The sequence below is a fragment of the Rhizobium croatiense genome (assembly GCF_019793465.1).
In the GTDB taxonomy this organism is placed as follows: domain Bacteria; phylum Pseudomonadota; class Alphaproteobacteria; order Rhizobiales; family Rhizobiaceae; genus Rhizobium; species Rhizobium croatiense.
Map to the genome: position 1 here is coordinate 67790 of NZ_JAILYJ010000018.1, position 21121 is coordinate 88910.

At 61.6% G+C, this 21121-nt stretch carries 21 protein-coding genes and 1 pseudogene; 10 read left to right on the forward strand and 12 right to left on the reverse strand.

Annotation, left to right across the window (positions count from 1 at the left end):
* Position 1: 1 nt before the first annotated feature.
* Complete coding sequence (locus K6M89_RS25200; RefSeq protein ID WP_222141390.1) at positions 2-1378, forward strand: ATP-binding protein; 1377 nt, start codon at positions 2-4, stop codon at positions 1376-1378.
* On the opposite strand, the gene K6M89_RS25205 is transcribed toward K6M89_RS25200, so the two are convergent.
* Positions 1375-1833, reverse strand: a complete 459-nt coding sequence (locus K6M89_RS25205) for a winged helix-turn-helix transcriptional regulator (RefSeq protein WP_222141391.1) — start codon at positions 1831-1833, stop codon at positions 1375-1377. The genes K6M89_RS25200 and K6M89_RS25205 overlap by 4 nt on opposite strands.
* A gap of 35 nt (positions 1834-1868) precedes the next feature.
* Between K6M89_RS25205 and K6M89_RS25210 the strand changes: the two genes are divergently transcribed.
* Positions 1869-2741: an oxidoreductase gene (locus K6M89_RS25210; RefSeq protein ID WP_097578979.1), complete on the forward strand. Its 873-nt coding sequence runs from the start codon at positions 1869-1871 to the stop codon at positions 2739-2741.
* Between the two features lie 62 nt (positions 2742-2803).
* Here the strand turns inward: K6M89_RS25210 and K6M89_RS25215 are convergent, their stop codons facing one another.
* From K6M89_RS25215 to K6M89_RS25225, 3 genes are all read right to left on the reverse strand, one after another.
* Positions 2804-3265: a BA14K family protein gene (locus tag K6M89_RS25215; protein ID WP_222141392.1), complete on the reverse strand. Its 462-nt coding sequence runs from the start codon at positions 3263-3265 to the stop codon at positions 2804-2806.
* Positions 3266-3414: 149 nt separating this feature from the next.
* Positions 3415-3630, reverse strand: coding sequence for a cold-shock protein (locus K6M89_RS25220; protein ID WP_003561293.1), 216 nt, complete (start codon positions 3628-3630; stop codon positions 3415-3417).
* A 486-nt stretch (positions 3631-4116) separates the two neighbouring features.
* Positions 4117-5007, reverse strand: a complete 891-nt coding sequence (locus tag K6M89_RS25225) for a DMT family transporter (RefSeq protein ID WP_222141393.1) — start codon at positions 5005-5007, stop codon at positions 4117-4119.
* Between the two features lie 98 nt (positions 5008-5105).
* On the opposite strand from K6M89_RS25225, the gene K6M89_RS25230 reads away from it, so the two are divergent.
* Positions 5106-5576 carry a DUF3052 domain-containing protein gene (locus K6M89_RS25230; RefSeq protein ID WP_222141394.1) on the forward strand — a complete coding sequence of 157 codons (471 nt, stop codon included), beginning with the start codon at positions 5106-5108 and terminating at the stop codon, positions 5574-5576.
* Between the two features lie 4 nt (positions 5577-5580).
* Here the strand turns inward: K6M89_RS25230 and K6M89_RS25235 are convergent, their stop codons facing one another.
* The 4 genes from K6M89_RS25235 to K6M89_RS25250 all read right to left on the reverse strand — a co-directional run bounded on the left by K6M89_RS25235 (position 5581) and on the right by K6M89_RS25250 (position 11846).
* On the reverse strand, positions 5581-6723 hold the full coding sequence (locus K6M89_RS25235; RefSeq protein WP_222141395.1) for a PQQ-dependent sugar dehydrogenase: 1143 nt from the start codon (positions 6721-6723) through the stop codon (positions 5581-5583).
* Between the two features lie 58 nt (positions 6724-6781).
* Positions 6782-7543: a class GN sortase gene (locus K6M89_RS25240; RefSeq protein WP_183843321.1), complete on the reverse strand. Its 762-nt coding sequence runs from the start codon at positions 7541-7543 to the stop codon at positions 6782-6784.
* Positions 7533-9902 (reverse strand): marine proteobacterial sortase target protein, encoded by a 2370-nt coding sequence (locus tag K6M89_RS25245; protein WP_222141396.1) that lies wholly within the window; start codon positions 9900-9902, stop codon positions 7533-7535. Before K6M89_RS25245 ends, K6M89_RS25240 begins: the two co-directional genes overlap by 11 nt.
* A gap of 270 nt (positions 9903-10172) precedes the next feature.
* Entirely contained in the window at positions 10173-11846 is a 1674-nt protein-coding gene (locus K6M89_RS25250; RefSeq protein WP_222141397.1) for an ArnT family glycosyltransferase, read from the reverse strand.
* Between the two features lie 238 nt (positions 11847-12084).
* On the opposite strand from K6M89_RS25250, the gene K6M89_RS25255 reads away from it, so the two are divergent.
* From K6M89_RS25255 to K6M89_RS25275, 5 genes are all read left to right on the forward strand, one after another.
* Complete coding sequence (locus K6M89_RS25255; protein ID WP_222141398.1) at positions 12085-13287, forward strand: pyridoxal phosphate-dependent aminotransferase; 1203 nt, start codon at positions 12085-12087, stop codon at positions 13285-13287.
* Between the two features lie 96 nt (positions 13288-13383).
* The gene (locus tag K6M89_RS25260) at positions 13384-13650 is read left to right on the forward strand and encodes a type II toxin-antitoxin system Phd/YefM family antitoxin (RefSeq protein WP_222141432.1); all 267 of its coding nucleotides are present in this window, start codon (positions 13384-13386) and stop codon (positions 13648-13650) included.
* Entirely contained in the window at positions 13647-14033 is a 387-nt protein-coding gene (locus K6M89_RS25265) for a type II toxin-antitoxin system VapC family toxin (protein ID WP_222141399.1), read from the forward strand. The genes K6M89_RS25260 and K6M89_RS25265 overlap by 4 nt, the downstream gene beginning before the upstream one ends.
* 180 nt (positions 14034-14213) lie before the next feature.
* Entirely contained in the window at positions 14214-15119 is a 906-nt protein-coding gene (locus tag K6M89_RS25270) for a glycosyltransferase family 8 protein (protein WP_222141400.1), read from the forward strand.
* A 28-nt stretch (positions 15120-15147) separates the two neighbouring features.
* The gene (locus K6M89_RS25275) at positions 15148-16017 is read left to right on the forward strand and encodes a 3-deoxy-manno-octulosonate cytidylyltransferase (protein WP_097578633.1); all 870 of its coding nucleotides are present in this window, start codon (positions 15148-15150) and stop codon (positions 16015-16017) included.
* A 72-nt stretch (positions 16018-16089) separates the two neighbouring features.
* Here the strand turns inward: K6M89_RS25275 and K6M89_RS25280 are convergent, their stop codons facing one another.
* Complete coding sequence (locus K6M89_RS25280) at positions 16090-17187, reverse strand: calcium:cation antiporter (RefSeq protein WP_097578635.1); 1098 nt, start codon at positions 17185-17187, stop codon at positions 16090-16092.
* A 231-nt stretch (positions 17188-17418) separates the two neighbouring features.
* Between K6M89_RS25280 and K6M89_RS25285 the strand changes: the two genes are divergently transcribed.
* Entirely contained in the window at positions 17419-17700 is a 282-nt protein-coding gene (locus K6M89_RS25285; RefSeq protein WP_004671042.1) for a DUF2188 domain-containing protein, read from the forward strand.
* 2 nt (positions 17701-17702) lie between these two features.
* On the opposite strand, the pseudogene K6M89_RS25290 reads toward K6M89_RS25285, so the two are convergent.
* Positions 17703-18143: pseudogene (locus K6M89_RS25290) on the reverse strand (GrpB family protein); the annotation flags it as partial.
* A 147-nt stretch (positions 18144-18290) separates the two neighbouring features.
* Positions 18291-19193: a LysR family transcriptional regulator gene (locus tag K6M89_RS25295; protein WP_222141401.1), complete on the reverse strand. Its 903-nt coding sequence runs from the start codon at positions 19191-19193 to the stop codon at positions 18291-18293.
* A 94-nt stretch (positions 19194-19287) separates the two neighbouring features.
* Between K6M89_RS25295 and K6M89_RS25300 the strand changes: the two genes are divergently transcribed.
* Positions 19288-20313, forward strand: a complete 1026-nt coding sequence (locus K6M89_RS25300; RefSeq protein ID WP_222141402.1) for an NAD-dependent epimerase/dehydratase family protein — start codon at positions 19288-19290, stop codon at positions 20311-20313.
* On the opposite strand, the gene K6M89_RS25305 is transcribed toward K6M89_RS25300, so the two are convergent.
* Positions 20310-21110: an aminoglycoside phosphotransferase family protein gene (locus K6M89_RS25305; protein ID WP_222141403.1), complete on the reverse strand. Its 801-nt coding sequence runs from the start codon at positions 21108-21110 to the stop codon at positions 20310-20312. The two genes, K6M89_RS25300 and K6M89_RS25305, sit on opposite strands and share 4 nt — an antisense overlap.
* Positions 21111-21121: the final 11 nt, after the last annotated feature.

The following is a 21121-nucleotide window of genomic DNA, read 5'->3' on the forward strand; positions in this document are numbered from 1 at the left end:
GATGGCGACAATCGACAGCTTGCGGCGGGAAGACCGCGCTCCTGCTGCGGGCTGGCGCTGGATCGTCCGCTGGCTGCGGCGCCGATTGCCCACCGGGCTTTACGCACGCTCGCTGCTGATCATCATCATCCCGATGGTGCTCTTGCAATCGGTCGTCGCCGCCGTCTTCATGGAGCGCCATTGGCAGATGGTGACGGAGCGGCTGTCGCTCGCCGTTACCCGCGACATCGCCGCGATCATCGAGATCGTCGAGACCTATCCGCAGAATTCGGACTATAGCGAGATCATCCGGATTGCGCGTGACCAGCTCAACCTGCAGATCTCGATCGAGCCTGACGGTGACCTGCCGCCGCCGCGGAACAAGCCGTTCTTCTCGATCCTTGACGGCATCCTCAGCGACGAGATCACCGACGAGATTCGCCGGCCCTTCTGGATTGATACCGTCGGCAACTCGAATCTGGTCGAGATCCGCATCAAGCTGGAAAACAAGATCCTCAGGGTGCTGGCCAAACGCAGTCAGACCTATGCCTCGAATACCCATATCTTCATCGTCTGGATGGTCGGCACCTCGCTGGTGCTGATCGGTATCTCGATCCTCTTCCTGCGGGGACAGATACGCCCGATCCTGATGCTAGCGCGGGCGGCGGAAAGCTTCGGCAAGGGGCAGAAGCCTGACAATTTCTATCCGCGCGGCGCCGACGAGGTCCGGCGCGCCGGCCTTGCCTTCATTCTGATGCGCGAGCGCATCGAGCGGCAGATCGAGCAGCGTACGGCGATGCTCTCCGGCGTCAGCCACGATCTGCGCACGATCCTCACCCGCTTCAAACTGCAACTGGCGCTCGCCGGCGACAATCCCGACCTGCATGGTCTGAATGATGACGTCAATGATATGCAGACGATGCTGGAGGCTTATATGGCCTTCGCGCGCGGCGAGGTCGAAGAGGATGTCGGCGAGCTGAAGCTCAGCGAGATCTTCGCCAAACTGGAGGCCGATTTCGCCCTGCACGGCAAGACATTCGCCTATTCGATCGAAGGCGACGACGAGATCTCGGTCAGGCCGAACGCCTTCATGCGTCTCGTCACCAACCTGGCCTCGAACGCGCGCCGCTATGCCAATAGGCTCGACATCGAAGCCAAACACAATGCCAAATGGCTGACTGTTATCTTCGACGATGACGGGCCGGGCATTCCGGAGAAGAATCGCGAGGACGTGTTCAAACCGTTCTTCCGACTGGATGCGGCGCGCAACCTCGATGCGTCGGGCACCGGGCTCGGTCTTGCGATCGCCCGCGACATTGCCCGCAGCCATGGCGGCAACGTCACGCTCGGCGACAGCCCGCTCGGAGGCTTGAGGGCGACGATCCGCATTCCGGCTTAAACGCTCGCCGCAGTGAGCTTTACGGCGTTGCGCGCATCGAAATCGCCGAGGCGCTCGACGATCCATCGCCAGAGCGTTGCGACCTGCATGAGGAGGTCGCGACCGAGCGGCGTCAATTCATATTCGACCCGCGGCGGCACCTCGGGATAGAGTGTGCGGATGATGAGGCCGTCGCTCTCGAGGGTGCGCAGCGTCTGCGTCAGCACTTTCTGGCTGATGCCCTCGACCCGCTCCATCAGACGCGAGAAACGTAAGGGCGTGCCGGCATCGGAGAGCACGTGCAATATGCGCAGCGGCCATTTCGCCGCCGCCCGCTCGATCAAGGCGCGCGCCCGCGCATCCTGTTCATCCGTCATGTTGCTGCAGAAATCGAATGTGTCGCCGGCCACCTTTGTTACCTCGAGGTGCGTATGGATCGTGTGAGTGCCTTCTTTCGATTGGAAACGATAGAACATACATGGGCAGGGAACCAATGAAGAAGAGGTTTCCGATGTCGAAGGTTTGGTTGATTACGGGGAGTTCGCGCGGTCTCGGCCGGGCGCTGGCGGAGGCAGTCCTGGCCTCCGGCGACTATCTGGTGGCGACGGCACGTAATCCCGCCCAGCTTGCCGATCTTTCCGATCGCTATGGCGGGCAGGTGCTGACGCTGGCGCTTGACGTGACGAACGAGGCGGCAGCGGCCGCAACCGTCGAGGCAGCCGTCAAGAGGTTCGGCCGTATCGACGTGCTCGTCAACAATGCCGGCTATGGCAATGTCGGCTCGATCGAGGATACCAGCCTTGCCGATTTCCGCGCCCAGATCGAAACCAACCTGTTCGGCACGATCATCATGAGCAAGGCGGTGATCGCCTTGATGCGCGGGCAGGGGGCGGGCCATATCATTCAATTCTCCTCCGTCGGAGGGCGTATCGGGCCTGCCGGCCGCGGCGCTTATTCGGCGGCAAAATTCGGTGTCGAGGGTTTCTCCGAAGTGCTGGCGAAGGAGGTTTCGCCATTCGGCGTCAAGGTGACGGTGGTCGAGCCCGGCGGCTTCAGGACGGATTTCGCCGGCGCTTCGACGGTGTTTGCCGAGGGGCGGGCGGAATATGCGGAAACGGTCGGCGCGACCGTGCGCTTTCAGCGCGAGTATGACGGCCGTCAGCCCGGCGATCCTGCCAAAGCGGCTGCGGTCATTATCCACATTGCCGGACTCGACGAGCCGCCGTTCCGGCTGTTGCTCGGCAGCGATGCGGTGCGCAACGTAGAGAAGGCGGATGCGGCGCGCATCGCAGCCGACCGGGAATGGCGCGCCGTCAGCGTCTCGACCGATTTCGAGCCTGATACCGAGGTGGGACCGATGCCTTGGGAAAAGAAGGCCGGGTGAAGGGGTCCAAAAGCAAAAGCGCCGCTGAGAAGCGGCGCTTTGTACCAGAGATAGTCGAGCGTTCAGCCGGCGGTGCAGAAGTGGCTGCGGCCGTCATAACCGATATAGGTGCCCGTGCGCGGATCGAACGAGCGGTAGCGATAGGAGCAGTAACGCTCCCATTGCGGCGACCAGGGCTCCACCGCCCTGCGGGCCGGCGCATAGTATCGCGGCTGCTCGACATATCGCGGCTCTTCGACATAGACGCGGCGTGGGGCGCGATAGACCGGTGCCGGCTCATAATAATCCGGCTCGTAGGCCGGGTCGATATAACGGCGCTCTTCATAGACGGGGCCGTTATTGGCATTGGCGATGGCCGAGCCGACGATCAGGCCGGTCGCAAGGCCGACCGCGCCGCCGACAAGCGCATCGTTGCCGCCGTGGCGGCGCCAATGCCGATCGCGAGCCGATGCCTCGCCGATGGCGGAGAGGGTAAGTGCGGCGGCCGTTGCCGTCAGGAGAAGAGTTTTTGCGAGCCTGTTCATAAGCAGAGAGTCCTAATCCCGGGAACCGAACCCCGGTTCCTTTCTCGATGATGCTAGTCCTACCGTTCGCTAGCTGAACGAAGGCTGAATGACAAAACCCGGCATTGCTGCCGGGCTTCAACTCGAAATTCGACAGCCTTGTTAAGGGTTCAGCCCGCAATCTGCAGATTGACGGCCTTGGGGCCCTTGCCGCGGCGATCCGGCTCCGTGTCGAAGCTTACCTTCTGGTTTTCCGTCAGACCGGCCAACCCGGAAGCCTGAACGGCAGAAATGTGAACGAAGATATCGGCGCCGCCCCGGTCCGGCTTGATGAAGCCGAAGCCTTTGTCGGTATTGAAGAATTTTACAGTGCCAGTCTCGGCCATGCGTCAGGTCCTTTTCTCTCTGCCCGCCATCCACACGGGCAGCATCATAGCATTGCCTCCTTGCGGGAGGTGTTGGCAGGCAATTCTTGAAATGTGAGAAAAAGGTCCCCTCTACCTCGGCCTGCCCCAGACAGGACTTTCGCCTGCCTTTTCGGAACCGGCTGACCGGAATATTAGCGTTTCCGGCGCGCAAATACTTAAGGACTTCCCATGCTCGCAAAATGCCCGAACGAGGCGAGAGTGCGGCGTTTCCGGGATTTTGGCAAGCAAAAGTTTTTTAACGTGTCGTTCAGGGCACACTCCCGCCCGACAGCCAATTTGCGCAAAAACGCAAAATTTCCTTCGCCTAAGGAGCATGATTAACGTTTTGTATCGTCTGCAATATAAATTTCGAGCAGATTTTGCCAAAAATGCAACGTGAACGCGTCTTTACGGTCCAGTGAATTTTTTTTGGGATTGGCCATCCGCCCATATTTGGACGCGCGTTCAGGCGGCCCGCAGGCCCCGGCGGGTGAAGCTCGGCACGAGTTCGACCACAAGCATAGCGATAAACATTAGCGCGCAACCTGTATAGCCCGTCGCCGACATCGACTCACCGAGCAGCAGCGCTGCCAGCGATGCGCCGAAAAGCGCTTCGGAAGAGAGGAAGATCGCCGCCTGCGAGGGCGTCGTGTAGCGCTGGGCGATCACCTGCAGCACGAAGGCCAGACCAGAGGAGAAGATGCCGACATAGAGGATCTCAGGGGCTGCGGCCCATACGGAGGAAAGACTGATCGGTTCGGCGGCGGCCGCAATTGCCAGTGCGCAGACCGCAGTGACGGCGAATTGCGTGGCGGAAAGCGCCAGCGGCCTTGCGGTCTCGGAAACCGTCATGCCGGCAAGGGTGATCTGGATCGACCAGAAGACGGCGCAGACGACGGTCAGCAGATCGCCTGACGTCAGCGCCGACAGATGACCGCCGGACAGCAGGTAAATGCCCGCGACGGCCATCAGTGCTCCCGGCCAGATGATCCAATGCGGGACACGGCGCAGGAAGAACACGGCGATCAGCGGTACGAAGACGACATAGAGACCGGTGATGAAGCTGGAATTCGTCACCGTCGTCGTCTGCAGTCCCACCTGTTGCGTGGCGGCGCCGCCGAAAAGGGCAAGGCCGGTCAGCATGTAGAGTCTCGCATGCCGCTTGCTTGTCTTCGTCTTGGCCTTGCGCGCTTCGAGAAAGACGAAAGGCAGCACGGCAAATGTGGCGACGGCAAAACGCAGGCCGATGAACCAGAAGGGGCCGATCGCCTTCATCGCCGTCGACTGTGCGACGAAGCCGCCGCCCCAGATGGCGGCTGCAAGCAATAGGAGGAGATTCGCCTGAACGCGCGTCATGTCGGCCTCGATGGGAAGGGTATATCCCCAGCGGTTAACAGTTGCGTTTCCTTTCGGCAAGGGTGAAGACTTAATGCCTGAGGACGGAGGCGGGGGGCATGCGAAGCGGAGAGGGGCGGTCGACTGGGGATAGAGCGGCTCCAAAGACGGCAGGCTATTCCGGCACGCCGCTTGCCAGAAAGCTCGGGCTTGCGCGCGGACAGGCGGCTGCTCTCCTCGGCGTTCCCGAGACGATTGGCGACATCCATGACTTCGATGGTTTTTCCTCGGTCGCCTTTGCGCTTCCGGAGACGCCTCGGCGGGCGTTCGACTATGTGCATCTGTTTGTGACCCAACGGACGGCGCTGGAGGCTGTCGCGACTAAGCTCTTCGATGTTCTAAAGCCGGACGGCATGCTCTGGATCTCCTGGCCGAAAAAGAGTTCGCGGGTGCCGACCGATGTCACCGAGGATGTGCTGCGGGAGATTCTGCTCCCGCCAGGTCTGGTTGACGTCAAGGTCTGCGCTGTCGACGAAACCTGGTCGGGGTTAAAATTCGTCATCCGCAAGGAGCTGCGCGGGGCCTTGTGACGTCTCAGCCGTTGTCGGCTTCTGCTCTGGAAACCCTGAGCAAAGCACCGTCATCCTCGTCGGTCACCATCAGAAGCGCGCCGTCGGGTGCGACGACGACATCGCGGATGCGCCCGTAGTCGCCTTCGAACAGGCGTTCCTCGGCAACGAAGGCGCCGCTCTCATCCCGCTGCATTCTCGAAAGTAGCTGGAATTTCAGCGCTGCGACGAGGAAGTCGCCGTCCCATTCCGGGAACATGGCGCCGCGGTAGACCGCGAGCGCGCCGGGCGCAATTGACGGATCCCAGTACTGCAGCGGCTGCTCCAGCCCTTCCTTGGCCGTGCCTTCGCCGATCTCGGCGCCGGAATAGTCGCGACCGTAGGTGATGATCGGCCAACCGTAATTCTTGCCCGCTTCGGGCTGGTTGATTTCGTCGCCGCCGCGTGCGCCGTGCTCGACCGTATAGAGCTTGCCGTCCTTGGCGTCGAAGGTGATGCCCTGCGGGTTGCGGTGGCCTTTCGACCAGAGTTCCGGCAGGGCCTTGCCGCCGTCCTTGAAGGGATTGTCGGCGGGGATGCTGCCGTCGGCATTGATGTGGATGATTGCGCCGGCATTGTCCTGCCAATCCTGGGAACGGTCGCGGTCGCCGCGATCCCCGACGCTGATGAACAGTGTGCCATCACGGGCAATCGCGATCCGCGAGCCATAGTGAATGTTGGTGGATGTGAAGCGCCGCATGCCGAACAGAGGCGTTACAGCCTCCAGGTTCTTCTCGTCAGCAGAAAGCTTCGCGCTGAAGGCTCGGGTGCCGGAGCCCTGGTCGTTCGTCATGGCGGCGGTGAAATAGAGCTTTCTGCTCGTGGCAAAATCCGGGGCGAGCGCCAGATCCAGTAGCCCACCCTGGCCACGGGCACTGACTTTGGGCACGTTAGCGATCGGTTCGGACAGTTTGCCGTCGCGGATAATGCGCATGCGGCCGGGCCGCTCGGTAACGATATAGCCGCCGCCGGGCAGTACCTCGACCGCCCAAGGATGGTCGAGACCATCGGCGAGTTTTTCGACACGAACAGCGGGACCCTGTGTATTGACGGTATCGGCCGCGTTGGCCGATATGGCGCCTGCGAACGCTAGCGCTGCAGCTAAATGGAAGGCGGATACTCTCTTCATCTTGCTCCCCGTCGTCTGTTCATGCTGAACGTGGAGCGGGCAGGGGAGGGCTTCAACCTCATTCGCCCTGCAATAACGGCTTTGTGTTTGCCGGTTGAACGGAGCCGGTCGCCTCGCCGTCGACCAATTCCGCTTCGACAATGTAGCGCAGCGACCCCGGTTCGGTCGCATCGAAGGGCCAGCAGGTGGTCAGCGCCAGGCGGCGACCGTCGGAGGCGGGATCGATGCCGCTCGCATCCCATGGGGCGATGCGGCCTTCGCCAGCCTTGAAGGTCAACAGCTTGCCGTCGCGGCGGGTGATTTCGATGGTATCGCCAGGCCTTACATATTGGAGCCAGCGAAAATGCGTGTCGCGATGGGCGGCGATGACGGAGGTGCCTTGCTCGCCCGGCTGCGGTGTGTTGGCGAGCCAGGCGGGACCGAAGGCGAGGGCCTCGCCGGAGGCACCGGAGAGCACGATCGCCTCCTTGCCGAGGCGCGGCGCGCGCACCTTGGCTTCCGTCGTAAAATCGGCCCAGGGCCAGGGCTTCATCTCTTCGCCGTGCAGTTCGGCGGCGAAAGCGCGCTTCAGCAGGACCTGCGAGAGCTCCGCCTTCGCCTTCAGCAGGACACCGTCGCCGATCAGCGCCAGGCCATAAAGGGCAAGACCTGAAATGGCGAAGGCGATCGTCTTTTCGATCGGCGAAAGGCGCCAGAGGAAGAAGCCCTTCTTCTGGCGCGCCTTCGGCCTGTCATGGGCCGTGGCCGCGGCCATGGCGAGTTCCAGGTAGGTCGGAAGCGGCTCGAATTCAGCCGCTTCCTCGTTGCTGCTAGAGGCCATCGCGATTGGCTCCGGCCGTGACGAGGCCCTTGATGCGGCGGCGCCAGATGGCGAGCCCGCTCGCCGCCGTCAGCGCCAGTAGCAGCATGGTAAGCCCGCGCATGATCTGCTCGTCGGCCTTGGTCGCCGTCTGCGGCAGGTTCACGGTCGAGCTCTTCTGAGCGATCAGCGTGGCGGCTTTTGCCGTCGGCGCTGCGGCCATCATGTTTGCGATCTCTGGCGATGCGGCAGGCTCCTGCGTGACGGTTACGGCTTGTTCCGGTGCTGCATTTCCTGCCGGATTCGCGGAGGCCCGGCGTGTCGCGCCGTCGGTTTCGCCGAAGATCTTTCCGAAGTCCCAGCCTTCGGGCAGGTTGATTGGCAGCTTTGCCGAGCCGAGCGGCTCGTTTGCCGGCCGTGACGGCGTGACGTCGACGGCGACGAGGCTGGTGACGCGGGAGACGAGGTGGTGGGCAAGCGCCACCGTCTCGATATCCTTGTCGAGCCCGGCAGGATCCTGGCGTTGATAGGCGCGGGCTTCGAAATCGTCGATCTTGCGCCGCGCCCAGAGCTTGGAGATGCCGTTGCCGTCGGCGGCGTGAGCGATATCCATCTCCACGCGCCACGGCTGGTCGCCCGTCTTGCCGACGATCTGCAGCTTGCCGGCGGGCTTATCCTCAGGCAGTTCCGCCGTCAGCACGACGGGCTCGCCGCTATAAAGGTCGGGCATCGGATTCGGCGTGATCTCCTCGGCCGCGATACCTTCGAAATTCGCGGCGATATCGGTCATGGCGGGGTTCTGCAGCTTGGCGAAGAGTTCGCCCATGCGGCTTGCCACCTGATCGGCCGAGCCGATCTGGGTGAAGGTGCCGCGGCCGATTTCGGCGGCCTTGGTCATGAAGTAAGTATTGGGCGCCGAGCCGATGCCGACGGTGAAGACGCGGGCATCGCCGCGGTTTGCGGTGATTTCCTGAAAGAGCTGCTGTTCGTCGCCGATCGCGCCGTCGGTCAGGAACACGACCTGGCGTAGCACCCCGCTTGCGACCGGGCCCTGGTTGCGCAGCGCGTCCTCGAGGGCGGGCAGCATTTCGGTGCCGCCGTCGGCGGTCAGGCCTCTGACATAAGCGATGGCTTTTTCGCGATTGTCTGGCGTGGCGGCGACGAGGCCCTTGAAATAATCGGTCATCGTGTCGTCGAAACGGATGACGTTGAAGCGGTCATCCGGATTCAGCTTGGAAATGGCAAGGGCCAGGCTCTGTCTTGCCTGCTCGATCGACTGGCCGGACATGGAGCCGGAGTTGTCGATGACGAAGACCACCTCGCGTTTGGCCGGCGCTGCCGCGTCCGGCGTCGTCGGCGGGGTGACGAAGGCGAGCAGATAGGTCTTGCCGTCCTTCACTTCGCGAAAGAGACCGGCGCTCGGCGTCTTGCCGGGAGCAGCCTTCCAGGTGAGCTCGAAATCCTTGTCGGCGGGGACGGAATCCCCTTTCAGGCTGATCGTCCTCGCCTGGTCGCCGTCTTGTCCGATATCGATCCCATGAAAGGACGATTTGACGTCGCCGAGCGGAAAGCCGGCCTTGAGATCGACAGTCAGCGAGACAGGGTTGATTTTGGCATTCTCGCGCGGATCAAGCACCGGGGCTTCGATCTTCTCACGGTTTTCCACCGGATCGCGCGGCGTGGCGAAGCCGGCGCCGTTGTTGAATTCGACCGTCTGGACAATCGGCGCCGGATTGTAGCGCGGCGCGGCGACCATCGGGAAGCGCAGCGAGAACTCGCCGCCCGACTGGCGGACCGTCTGCTGATATTCGATCTGCACGACAATCTCTTCGCCGGGGCCGATATTGGCGACCTGATTGGTGAAGATATTCGGCCGCTGCTGTTCGAGCAATGCCGTCTTCTTGCCCTCGGCCTTGGCCTGCTCGTAGATCTCGCGGGCCTCCTGTCGCGGCTTGATCTGACCTTCGATGAAGCGTTCGCCGATCTGCATCTTCAGCGCGTCGACGGCGGAATTCTCCGGCAGCGGGAAGACATAGGTGCCCTCGACCCAGCCCTGGCTCGGGTTCTGGAAGCGCTGCGTCACCTTCACCCTGGCGATCGGGCCGGAAACGTCGATGGTGACGTCGGTCTTCAGTCGCGGCGCTTCGACGTAGAAGCCGGGCTCCTTCGACGGGAAGAGCAGCGAGCCGCTATTGACGTCGTTCGGCCGGACAAGGGCCGCGAGCTGACCGGATGTCTGCTGCGCCTCGGCGCGCGCGGCTGAGGCAAGTCCCAGCATCGCTGCGAGGCAGGCGACAAAGGCGGTGGCGGCGACAAGAAATGAAATGGAAATCCGGCGCATGCGCATGCGCCCGATGGCGAACTCATCTTCCAGAAACATTGGCGTACCCTCAATAACCAATTTTGGATAACGCAATGATGCGGCTTCGATCTCGGCGCGCTCGCGACCGAATTGCGGCGGTGTACGGCATTTGTTGCGGCTTATTCGTGGCGAAGGGCGAATCCGACAATACCCCTGATTTCTAAGGGCTTAGGTGACAAAACGCGACCGTTGCCACCGCGAGTGCCGGACGTGATACGGTCGAATGCGTGGCCCTGAATCGTCGAGGCCCATTCCGTCCAAAGCCCATGGCTCAAACTGTCGCGGCTCTCATGGACGGGTGATCCTGTAGACCAGCAAGTCCTCTGAATCCGTAAGCTTGGTTGCGGTCCTGTCCAGATAGTCGATCAGGCCCTTATGATGCTCGACGAACAGCAGGTCCTGCTTGTCCGTGGCGTTCTTGGCGACGCCGAACAGATCCGCGCCCTGCGCGCGCAGTTCCTCGAGCTGTGCGATCGCGGTGGCGTCATCGGCGACGAATTTCGACCATTCGGAATCGCCTCCGCCAGGCGGGAATACCCAGCCGCGCGCCCTGCTGTAGTAAACTGCGACGGGATCACCGACTTCGGGCGCGATGGCGACGACCAGATCGCCCGGTTGCGTCAGCCGCGCCAGTTCCTCGCCAAGCAGCTTGCCCTTCATCGCGATCGGCTTCTTCATCGTCCTGACCAGCGGAAGGGTCGACCAGCCGAGCGCTATGGCCACGATACAGATCGAGCGAAGCATCACCGCCGGCGTGAGAAAGGTTCTCGATGAAAGCGTTGCCAGAAGAAGCGCGCCATGGCCGCAGAATATCGCGACCGGCACATGGAAGATGTGGAGGTTCCACACATTGCTGGTGATCTCGCCCGCCGCCGCCAGATAAAGAATCAACGCCGCAGCCAGCCACACATAGGGAATGGCCGAAAGGATGCGCTGCTTCGGGTCTTCGGCCGGTGCGGGCGGCATCCACATGCCGACGGCGAACAGCACCATGAACGGATAGCCATAGAACCATAAGACCGAGGTGTTCCATGCGGATTTGAAGTAGAACCTGTCCCTGACATATGTCCAGAAGCCGTAATCCCAGATATAGCCGCCGCTGCCGGCGAAATGAAACGGCGGATAGCTGCGGGCGAGATAGATCGCCCAGCTGAAATAAGCGCCGATGATGGCCAGGCTCAAAAGCCCTGACAGGAAAACCAAGCTCGCCGGTTTCCACTTCTTCTCCAGAATCCAGCAGACCATCAGATAGAAGATGACGGCGCCGGCGGCGACGCCCGGAGGCTTTGACAGCACGCCGAGCGAGAAGCTGGCCGTGGCGAGCGGCAACAGCCAGCCGCTGCCGCCGACCCAGTATTTGGTAAACAGCCAGACACCAAGGGTGACCAAAGCCAGCATCGCGGGATCGGGAAGAAACGAGCTGTCGATCTGGATTGCCGCCGGCATCAGCGCGTAGGCCAATGCCGCCGCATGGGCGTGCCTCTCGCCCCAGCACAGCGCCGTCAGCCTGTGTAGCGAAAACACGGTCAGCAGACCGAAGAAGGCTGCAACCACGCGGCCGAACCAGTCGTGCCAGCCGAAGAGTTGGTAGAGCAGGGCAGAGAGATAGCTGACGATCTGGAACTCGCGGCCCTGATAGCTTGGCCCGGGCCCGGTCCAGCTGACCTCGGGAAAGAAGATGTTCCAGCTGCGCTGCTGGAAGTTGTCAGCCATCATGGCGGTGCTTATCTCACGCCAGCTGAAGCCATCGACCAGCGGCAAAGTGATCTTGTGGAACCTGAAGACGATCGCAATAATCAGGATCCCCAGCAAGATCGCCGTGTCGAGGTTCAGATAGTTGCGAGCAGCCATTTCCCGGTCGATCGTCTCCTGCGGGTATTGCCGACGTTCGAGCCGATTCAATTCCAGGTCGTCCGGCGGGAGACGCAGCGGTGCGGAGGGCTTGCGGGGCGGCTTTTTCATGCCGGCAGTTCATCAACAGCCGCTTAAAAAGCAATTCATCCAAATTGAGTATTGACCCTCCTCCCTCGTGCTAAGATGGCAAGTACCCCGGCTCGCCCTGTGTGGCGAAAACGATCAATAAGAATCATTGCCCCCATCACGCCTTTGCGCTTGAAATGCCGTCATACATTGGACATAGAGCTAACCGCAGAACTCCGGTCCCGGCTTTCTGCCCGTTTCAACCATTAGGACCGATATCATGGCCTTCCTTGCCGATGCTCTTTCCCGTGTGAAGCCTTCAGCCACCATCGCCGTCTCCCAGAAAGCGCGCGAGCTGAAAGCAAAAGGACGCGACGTCATCGGCCTCGGCGCCGGCGAGCCGGATTTCGATACGCCCGAGAATATCAAGAAGGCTGCCATCGACGCGATCAACCGCGGCGAGACGAAGTACACGCCGGTTTCCGGCATTCCCGAACTGCGCAAGGCGATCGCCGCCAAGTTCAAGCGTGAGAACGGCCTGGAATATTCCTGGGAGCAGACGATCGTCGGCACCGGGGGCAAACAGATCCTGTTCAACGCCTTCATGGCGACGCTGAACCCCGGCGACGAGGTCGTGGTCCCTGCGCCCTACTGGGTTTCCTATCCCGAGATGGTGGCGCTGTGCGGCGGCACGCCGGTTTTTGTTTCCGCCACCCAGGAGCATAATTTCAAGCTTCAGGCCGCCGATCTCGAAATGGCGATCACGCCGAAGACCAAGTGGTTCATCTTCAACTCGCCGTCCAACCCGACGGGTGCTGCCTATACGCATGCCGAGCTGAAGGCGCTGACCGACGTGCTGATGAAGCATCCGCATGTCTGGGTTTTGACCGACGACATGTACGAGCACCTGACCTATGGCGACTTCAAGTTCGTCACGCCTGTCGAAGTCGAGCCGAAGCTTTACGACCGCACGCTGACGATGAACGGCGTCTCCAAGGCCTATGCGATGACCGGCTGGCGTATCGGCTATGCGGCCGGCCCGATCCAGCTCATCAAGGCGATGGACATGATCCAGGGCCAGCAGACCTCGGGCGCGACCTCGATCGCCCAGTGGGCGGCCGTCGAGGCGCTGAACGGCACGCAGGACTTCATCCCAGAGAACAAGAAGATCTTCGAAGGCCGCCGCGATCTCGTCGTGTCCATGCTGAACCAGGCCAAGGGCATCGTCTGCCCGGTTCCGGAAGGCGCCTTCTACGTCTACCCCTCCTGCAAGGGCTTGATTGGCAAGACCGCCCCCTCCGGCAAGGTCATCGAGACGGATGAGGATTTCGTCTCCGAGCTTCTGGAATCGGAAGGTGTGGCCGTCGTTCACGGTTCGGCCTTCGGTCTCGGCCCGAACTTCCGCATTTCCTACGCAACCTCGGAGGATTTGCTCGAGGAAGCCTGCCGCCGCATCCAGCGCTTTTGCGCCGCCTGCAAGTAAGCCGGTTGCGCTAACTTCGATCGAAGGCCCGCCGGCGACGGCGGGCTTTTTGTTTGCGTGTTGACGATGTGGCTGCATGTAGCTACATTTGACGTCATGAAGACTGTTTCAATCCGTGACGCGAAGAACCGCCTGACCGAGCTTGCCCGCGAGGTCGAGGAAGGTGAGACCATTGTCGTGACCCGCAACGGCAAGCCGGTGTTCGATCTCGTGCCGCATCAGAAGCGCGGCGGTTTGAACCTGGAGGCTGGTCAGGCTTATCTTCGTGCTCGGGGCATTACCAATCCGGTGCCGTTCATCGCGGACGATTTCGACGATCCGCTGCCTGAAGATTTTCTGCTGAGGCCTTTGCCGGAGCCATGAGGCTTCTTCTTGATACCCATATCGTTCTGGCGATCCTCCGGAAAGACGCTGGCCAGCGATTTCCCGAGATTGCCTCGCTGCTTGGCGACAGCAAAACTGTAGGCTTCGTCAGCGTCGCAAGCCTGTGGGAAACGGCGATCAAGGCTCGTCTGGGAAAGCTGGATCCCGGCATGCCGCTTGAAGATATTGCCGGGTCTCTCGAGGAAATAGGCCTGATACTGTTGCGGATCGAAATCCAGCACGTCATCACCGCCGCCGACTCAGAACCGGAGACGCGCGATCCCTTCGACCGCCTGCTGCTGGCGCAGTGCAAGGTCGAGGGCTTGCAGCTTGCGACGGTCGACCGGCTCCTTGTCGACCATCCGCTGGCGCTGCGGCTATAGGCTTCCATCCTGGTTCAAGATGTTGCGACGTCGATTCCGCTTTGCCTCGCAAGTCGTTGAATTCCGATTCAAATCGTGAGGGGAGCGCCGGCGGCGCGGGTGATCTCAGGTTGCGGGCGGCCGCCAAACCAACTAGATATCCGGCAACGAGTTCAAGTTGCCGCTTTGGGAGGCCGGATTTTGCAGCAGAGTGCCGTCATCGTCTGTTCCGACGTCAACATGCTGCCGGCTGCCTGCTGCACCCTGCTTTCCGTCAAGCGCAATCTGGTGAAGGCCGGTGTTGAGTTCCTGCTTCTCGGCATCGACCTGAAGCCGAACGAGATCGCCGAAGTCGAAAGCTTCGCGCGCCTGCACGACATGACGATCAAAGTGCTGCCCTATGCGACGCCGGATACGGCGCGCCAGGCGCGGGGCCGTTGGTCCGCCGCCACGCTGGCGCGGCTCTATATGGATCTGCAAATTCCGGAGAATATTGAGCGCCTGCTTTACCTCGACGCCGATGTGCTGGCGGTAGCGTCCGTCGACGAACTCTTCACCAGGGATCTCCAGGGCAAGGCGCTTGCCGCCGTCGATGACTATGTCATGGCCTTTCCCGAGAAGGCGGGCGCGCGGCGGCGCAAGATCGGCATGGGCGAGGGCGGACGCTATTTCAATGCCGGCGTCTTGCTATTCGACTGGTCGGTCTGCCGAGCAAAGGGGCTTTTTGCCAGGACCCGGGAAGTCTTCGAGGACCGCTCGCATATGTTCGAGAACAACGACCAGGATGCGCTGAACGTTACTTTCGACGGCGACTGGCTGGTGCTCGATCCGCGCTGGAACACGCAGACGGGGCTTTTGCCGTTCATCGACCGACCGGCCATCCTTCATTTCACCGGTCGTAAGAAACCGTGGCAGGCGACCGTTCCCTGGGTGCACCGTCGGATGGCCGAGCGTTATGCCGAGGATCTCCGCAACACGCCGTGGGCCTCCTTCTGCAAGCAGCCGTCAGTGTCGGGCCGGGTTGCCGGTTTCTTCTCGCATGTGGGAAAGCAGATCGGCGGGCTGGCGCGGCTTGCACGGATGCGCGCCTATTTCAGCAACAGCTAGATCGTCCTTGGAAAGTGCATGTGAGCCGATGGAACCAATTCCGAGCGATATCAGGACTACGGCTGCCGAAGATGGTGGAGTGAATCTCTTGACACCGGAAGCGTGGAAGGCGCTGCTGTCGCGCTATTCCCACATCGTGCTGGTGGCAAACAGCGAGGCGGTCGATTTCGAACGGCTCAGAAGCGAATTGCCGGAGACGGCGCTCTACGTCTTCTTCAACAATGTCTACAAGGTGCTCGACGAGCCCTTCGCCGGTCATGCGGTGCTGGTTGCCCGCAGCGGCGTGATGGGCGCCAATATCGTCCACCGGCGCGAGGTGGGCGATGTCCTGCGCTTCTTTGCCGGCGATGACTTCCTGGGTGTCATCAATATTCGCGTCTCCCCGGAGGAAAATTTCAGCGAGGAAAGCGGCTTCAAAGGCGCCAAGGCCCGCCACCTCGATCTGACGCAAATGCTTGGCGACCTCTACCCGACGGGCAAAATCGCCACGAGCGGCTTTGCAATGGCGCTCTGGCTCGCCGACCTGCAACTGCCGGGCAAGATCCTGCTTGCCGGCTTTTCGGCCAAGAGAAGCGAGAAGTGGAAGGTCTTCGACGTGCACGATTGGACGTTCGAGCAGATCTTCCTGCGCCTCTTTGCCAGAATGGGCTCGATCTCGATGTTGGGCGGGGTCGATGCCAGCCCCTATTCGGCGCTCGCCAAGCGGTTTCCACAGGTGCCGCCGATCGAGATCGCGATGACGGCGGCCGAAGTCTTGTCCGAGCGGCTCCATAATGCGAACGGCCAGATCGACAGGCTGATGTCGGTCACCAAGTCCATCCGCGCCGTCGAAAATTTCTTCCGGCGCTTCAAGCCGAAAACCCGTAAAGAGCGCTTCCTCGAAAAAACGAAGGAATGATTGCCGCCGGTTCTCGTCGGAGGGCGTGACCTGCCGGAAGAGTTTCTTCGGCGATCAATCTCCGCTCCGTCTTCAAAGCCCCAGCGCCGTCAGCATGACGAAGGTGGAAAAAAGGATGAAATGCGTCATGCCCTCGATGGCGTTGGTCTCGCCGTCGTTGAGATTGATTGCCGCGGCAATCAGCGTGATCGCGACCATCACCGACTGCACCGGGGTCATCGCCATGATGAGGGGCTGGCCGGTATAGAGCGCGATCGCCTCCATGGCGGGCACCGTCAGGATCACCGTCGACAGCGAGGCGCCCATGGCGATATTGACCGTCGCCTGCATCCGGTTCCTCAACGCCGCCCTCAAGGCGGTCAGTATCTCGGGGGCGGCCGAAATCGCCGCGACGACGACGGCGGTGACGGCGATCGGGGCGCCGCTATCGCGCAGGCCTTCAGCCATAAAAGCCGACATGAACTCCGCTAGCACGCCGATGATGACTATGCCTGCAAGGATGGTCACGATCGAGACCGCCGCCGACTCCTCGGTGTCGCGTTCGTCGTGACTTTCCTTCTTCCGCTCGGAGCGCGGATAGCTGTAACTGAAGAAATAGCTGTGCTGCCCGACCTGCATCCGCAGGAAAAGGCCGTAAAGCGCAATCATCGCGACGATGGTGAAGGCGGAATAATAGTGCCACTTATCCCTCGGCACGAATTCCGGCACGATCATGGAAATGCCCATGGCGGTGAGGATCATCACGCCGTAGGTCTTGCCTGAATTGTCGTTATAGGGCTGCTCGCCGTGCTTGAGGCCGCCGAGCAGGGCGGCGAGGCCGAGAATGCCGTTGATGTCGAGCATCAGGGCCGAATAGATCGTGTCGCGCACCAGCGTCGGAGAACTCTCGCCAGTCATCATGATGGCGAGGATGATGACTTCGACGGCGAGGGCCGAAAGCGTGAGGATCATCGTGCCATAGGGGTCGCCGACCTTGACGGCGAGCAGTTCGGCATGATGGGCGACGCGGATCGAGGCAAGCACGATGGTGCCGACCAGGGCCGCGGCGGCGAGCAGCGCGACACCGCGTCCCATTTCGATCACTGCGTGTTCCAGGAGATACGCGATCATCGCGGCGGCAAGCGCGGCGACGAGATATTTTTCCGCTTTAAAGCGTGAAGCGATGCCCAAATCAAAGCTCCCGTTGCGATTCATGCCTCTTAACTAAGTCACTGATTCGGGATGGGAAGCGCGCGACGGCACTCTGCTATTTGCAGTCTTCGGCGTTTAATGGAATACTGAACGTCATCGGGGCCGGAAAGCAGATCGCGGCGTCCTCGTATTCTCGTCAAGCGGCCGCGATGATCCGGACCCTGTCCGGAGGCGTGCGAATGCGCAACATAAAGATGAGGAGACGGATGCATGATAAAGGTGGTCTACGAAGTCGTGCCGCATGACGGCGGCTGGGCCTACAGACTGGGAGGCGTCTATTCCGAAGCATTTCCGAGCCATGCCGAGGCGCTCGAAGCTGCGCGTATCGTCGCGGCCGAACAGCAGGTCGGCGGCGATTCCGCCGAGATCAGCTGGCAGGACGAAAACGGCAAGTGGCACGAGGAATACGCCGAGGGCGGAGACCGACCGGAAACGGAAGTGGTGGACGGCCTATGGCAGGATCGCGCGGCCGGAGCCCCGCATGGCGCGTGACGCTAAGCATTGCCCTTCAATGCCCGCGCGACGATCGCGTCGACAAAGTCGCGCTTCTGTGCGGTATAGCGATCGCCGTCCGTCCTGAACGCGGCTGCCAGTCTGCGTTTGAGCGCGGCATACTCGCTCGCCGACTCCGGATGCGCGATGAGATAATCCCGGAAAGCCAGCCTGTTTCGATGCGTGCCGTTGCCGGCCGGGCAAAGGTAGACCCGTTCTGCCGGTGTCGAACCTGTCGATAAAAATGCCCAGACCTCGTCGTCATAGCGATTGCCGCGCGGTGCATAGCCTTCCGCCAGAAGCACCGCTGTGGCATCGGCGATATGCTCGAGGCCGGGAAGAACGATGTCGATGTCGATCAGAGGCTTGGCGATCATGCCCGCTATCGACGTGCTGCCGATATGATCGATGGAGAGCGCCTGCGGCAGCCAGGTGAGCAGCCGGCTGCTGTCAGCAAAATGATGTCGCGATTGGTGTCAGGAATCGCAGGAAAAACAAGGATATAAAGTGATGCACATCCCGGTGGAGACGCGATGCCGATCCCTTGAATTGTGCATGATTCTTTTTGGAAATCGATTCCGATTTTGTGACTATCCGCTGGTCGAATACCGGTAGTAATCCTGCAGGCCGTTGACCAGCGCGTCGAAAGTGACTCGGCAGCGCGGCGAGGATTTCAGGCTCTCATGCATCGCCACCCAGGTGCCGAGCGGGATGTTGAAAGCATCGGCCAGGAGATGCACGAGATCAGCATTCTCCCGTGCAAGCCCGATCTGGCAGAGGCCGATGCCGACACCGGCGCGGATCGCGGCAAGCTGGGCGAGGTTGCTGTCGGTCCTGTAGGCGAATTTGATCCCATCGGGCACCGGATAGCGCTTCATCACCAGGCGGACATAGGCCGTCTGCCGATCAAAGCCGATAAGCCGATGATGTGCGAGGTCAGCCACGCTTTGCGGAATGCCATATCGTTCGAGATAGCGGCGATGGGCATGGAAGCCGAGCGGAATATCGCCGATGCGGCGCACGACGAGCGCATCCTGCTGCGGTTCGGCCATGCGCACGGCAATATCGGCCTCGCGATTCACCAGATCCTCGATCGCATCGGAAGCCGAAAGCTCGATCTGCAGCTCGGGATGGGCGTCCTGTAACGGCCCGAGAATCGCGGGCAGCACTTCGACGGCGATGACCTCGCTGGCGCTGATCCTGATCGTTCCGGTGACGCGTTCGCGTTGGCTGGATGCGGTCCGCAACAGCGCGGCGGTGGTTGCCGCCAGCGTCTCGGCATAGGGCTTCAGCGCTAGTGCTGCGTCGGTCGGCAGCAGACCGTTCGGCGATCGGGTGAAGAGCTCGGCGCCGATCGCCAGTTCCAGGGCATCGACATGGCGGCCTATGGTCGGCTGCGTCAAGCCCAGCTCGCGGGCGGCGGCCGAAAGCGATCCGTGCTGGAGCACGGTAAGAAAACTGCGATAGAAATCCCAGCTCGGTTCGGAAGTCATATATTTTTGTATATCTGATCCACTGATTTCGTCAATTTCGTTTATGTGAGACGGGGAGCATATTCATTTCATGCGATCGAAGGAGATGCATGTGATGAGCAGAGAAATGAAGAAGACCGCCCTTGTTCTTGGTGCAACCGGTGGGATTGGCGGCGCGGTCGCGCGAAAGCTGCTGGGGCGCGGCTGGCGGATCCGCGCGCTGAACCGTGATGCGGAACGGGCGATGGGGAAAGAGCCGGCATTCGAATGGGTGCAGGGCGATGCGATGAATGCTGGCGACGTCCTGAAGGCGGCCGAAGGCGTCGGGCTGATCGTCCATGCCGTCAATCCGCCGGGCTACCGCGACTGGGACAAGCTGGTGCTGCCGATGCTCGACAATACAATTGCCGCTGCCCGCGCTTTCGGCCTGCGCATCGTGCTGCCCGGCAACGTCTATAATTTCGGTCCCGATGCCCTGCCGGCGCCGACGGAGGAGAGCCCGCAGCATCCGGTGACCTGGAAAGGTGCGATCCGGGTCGAGATGGAGGAACAGCTGAAGGCGGCGGCGCAAGCCGGCATCGGCGCCATCATCGTCCGCGCCGGTGATTTCTTCGGCCCGGGCGCCACTACCAACAGCTGGTTCTCGTCCGCCCTGGTGACACCGGGCAAGCCGGTCGGCACGATCAAAAACCCCGGACGGCACGGCGTCGGTCATCAATGGACATACTTGCCCGACATGGCGGAAACCATGGCGCAGCTCATCGAACGGGCCGATCGGCTGCCGTCCTTTGCCGTCTATCATATGGACGGCTTCTGGGATGCCGACGGCATGCAGATGGCGGAAACGATCAGGCGCGTTGCCGGCGGCAAGGCGAAGATCGGGCGTTTTCCCTGGTGGATCGTGCCGCTCGCCGCGCCCTTCCTTCCCTTGATGCGGGAGATCAAGGAGATGCGCTATCTCTGGAAGGTGCCGTTGCGGATGTCGAACAGCAGACTGACGGCTGAACTCGGAAACGAGCCGCGCACACCGATCGACGAAGCCGTCAAGGCGACGCTCGTGGCGCTCGGCTGCCTGTCCGAACCGCAGCATCCTCAGACAGCGGCCGCCGTTATCGGGCATTCACTGCAGGGCGGACGTTAAGCCGCAAGTTCGGAAAGGGCGAGCCGGGCGACCGTCAGAGCCGTCTCGACCTGAGGCGTGTTTGCGTCGCCGAAGAACCAGGCGGCGGAAAGGCCGGAATAGGCGGCGATCCACTGCAAAAGCCGCTTCGGCTCGAGCCTCGCTTCCATCGAGACGATGGCGAGCTGGCGGCGGAAACGGGCGGGATGGGTGATGGTTGGCAGCTCCTCGTTGGCAAAGATATTGGCGAAATCGAAGCCGCGTTCGCCATGGAGGCGCTTCGGATCAATCGCCAGCCAGCCGCGTGTCTCGAAATCAAGAATATTGCCGTGGTGAATGTCGCCGTGGAGGATGGTGACTTCGCGCGGGTTGGAAAGAAGGGCGTTGGCGACCGTCGAGCAATCGGCAAATGTGCCGCCAACTTTATCGGCCGTCGGTTCCAGTTCACGGAACCAGCGGGTGAGGGGTATTGGATCGGGAAGCGGCTTTGGGCGCGGCGCATGCAGCCTTGCGGCCGTCCGGCAGAGGATACGGCTTGCCTCGTCGTCTTCGCCATTCATCGCCATGGCAAGCAGCGAGCGTTTGCCCGTCGCCCGTTCCAAAAGCACGGCGTCGCCCTCATGGGCGTAGACATGGGCCGCGCCGTCGCCGTCCCACCATTGCATCAACAGCGCGCCATATCGTTCGTCGTTGTCGGTCGCAACCTTCAGCATGGCCGGCCTATCCTGCCAGAGGACCGGCAGCAGGCGGCTCGAATGGGTGAGGATCGGCTCGCCGTCGGCAATGAGCGACCAGCGATCGAGATAGGGAGCGAACATGGCGACACCGT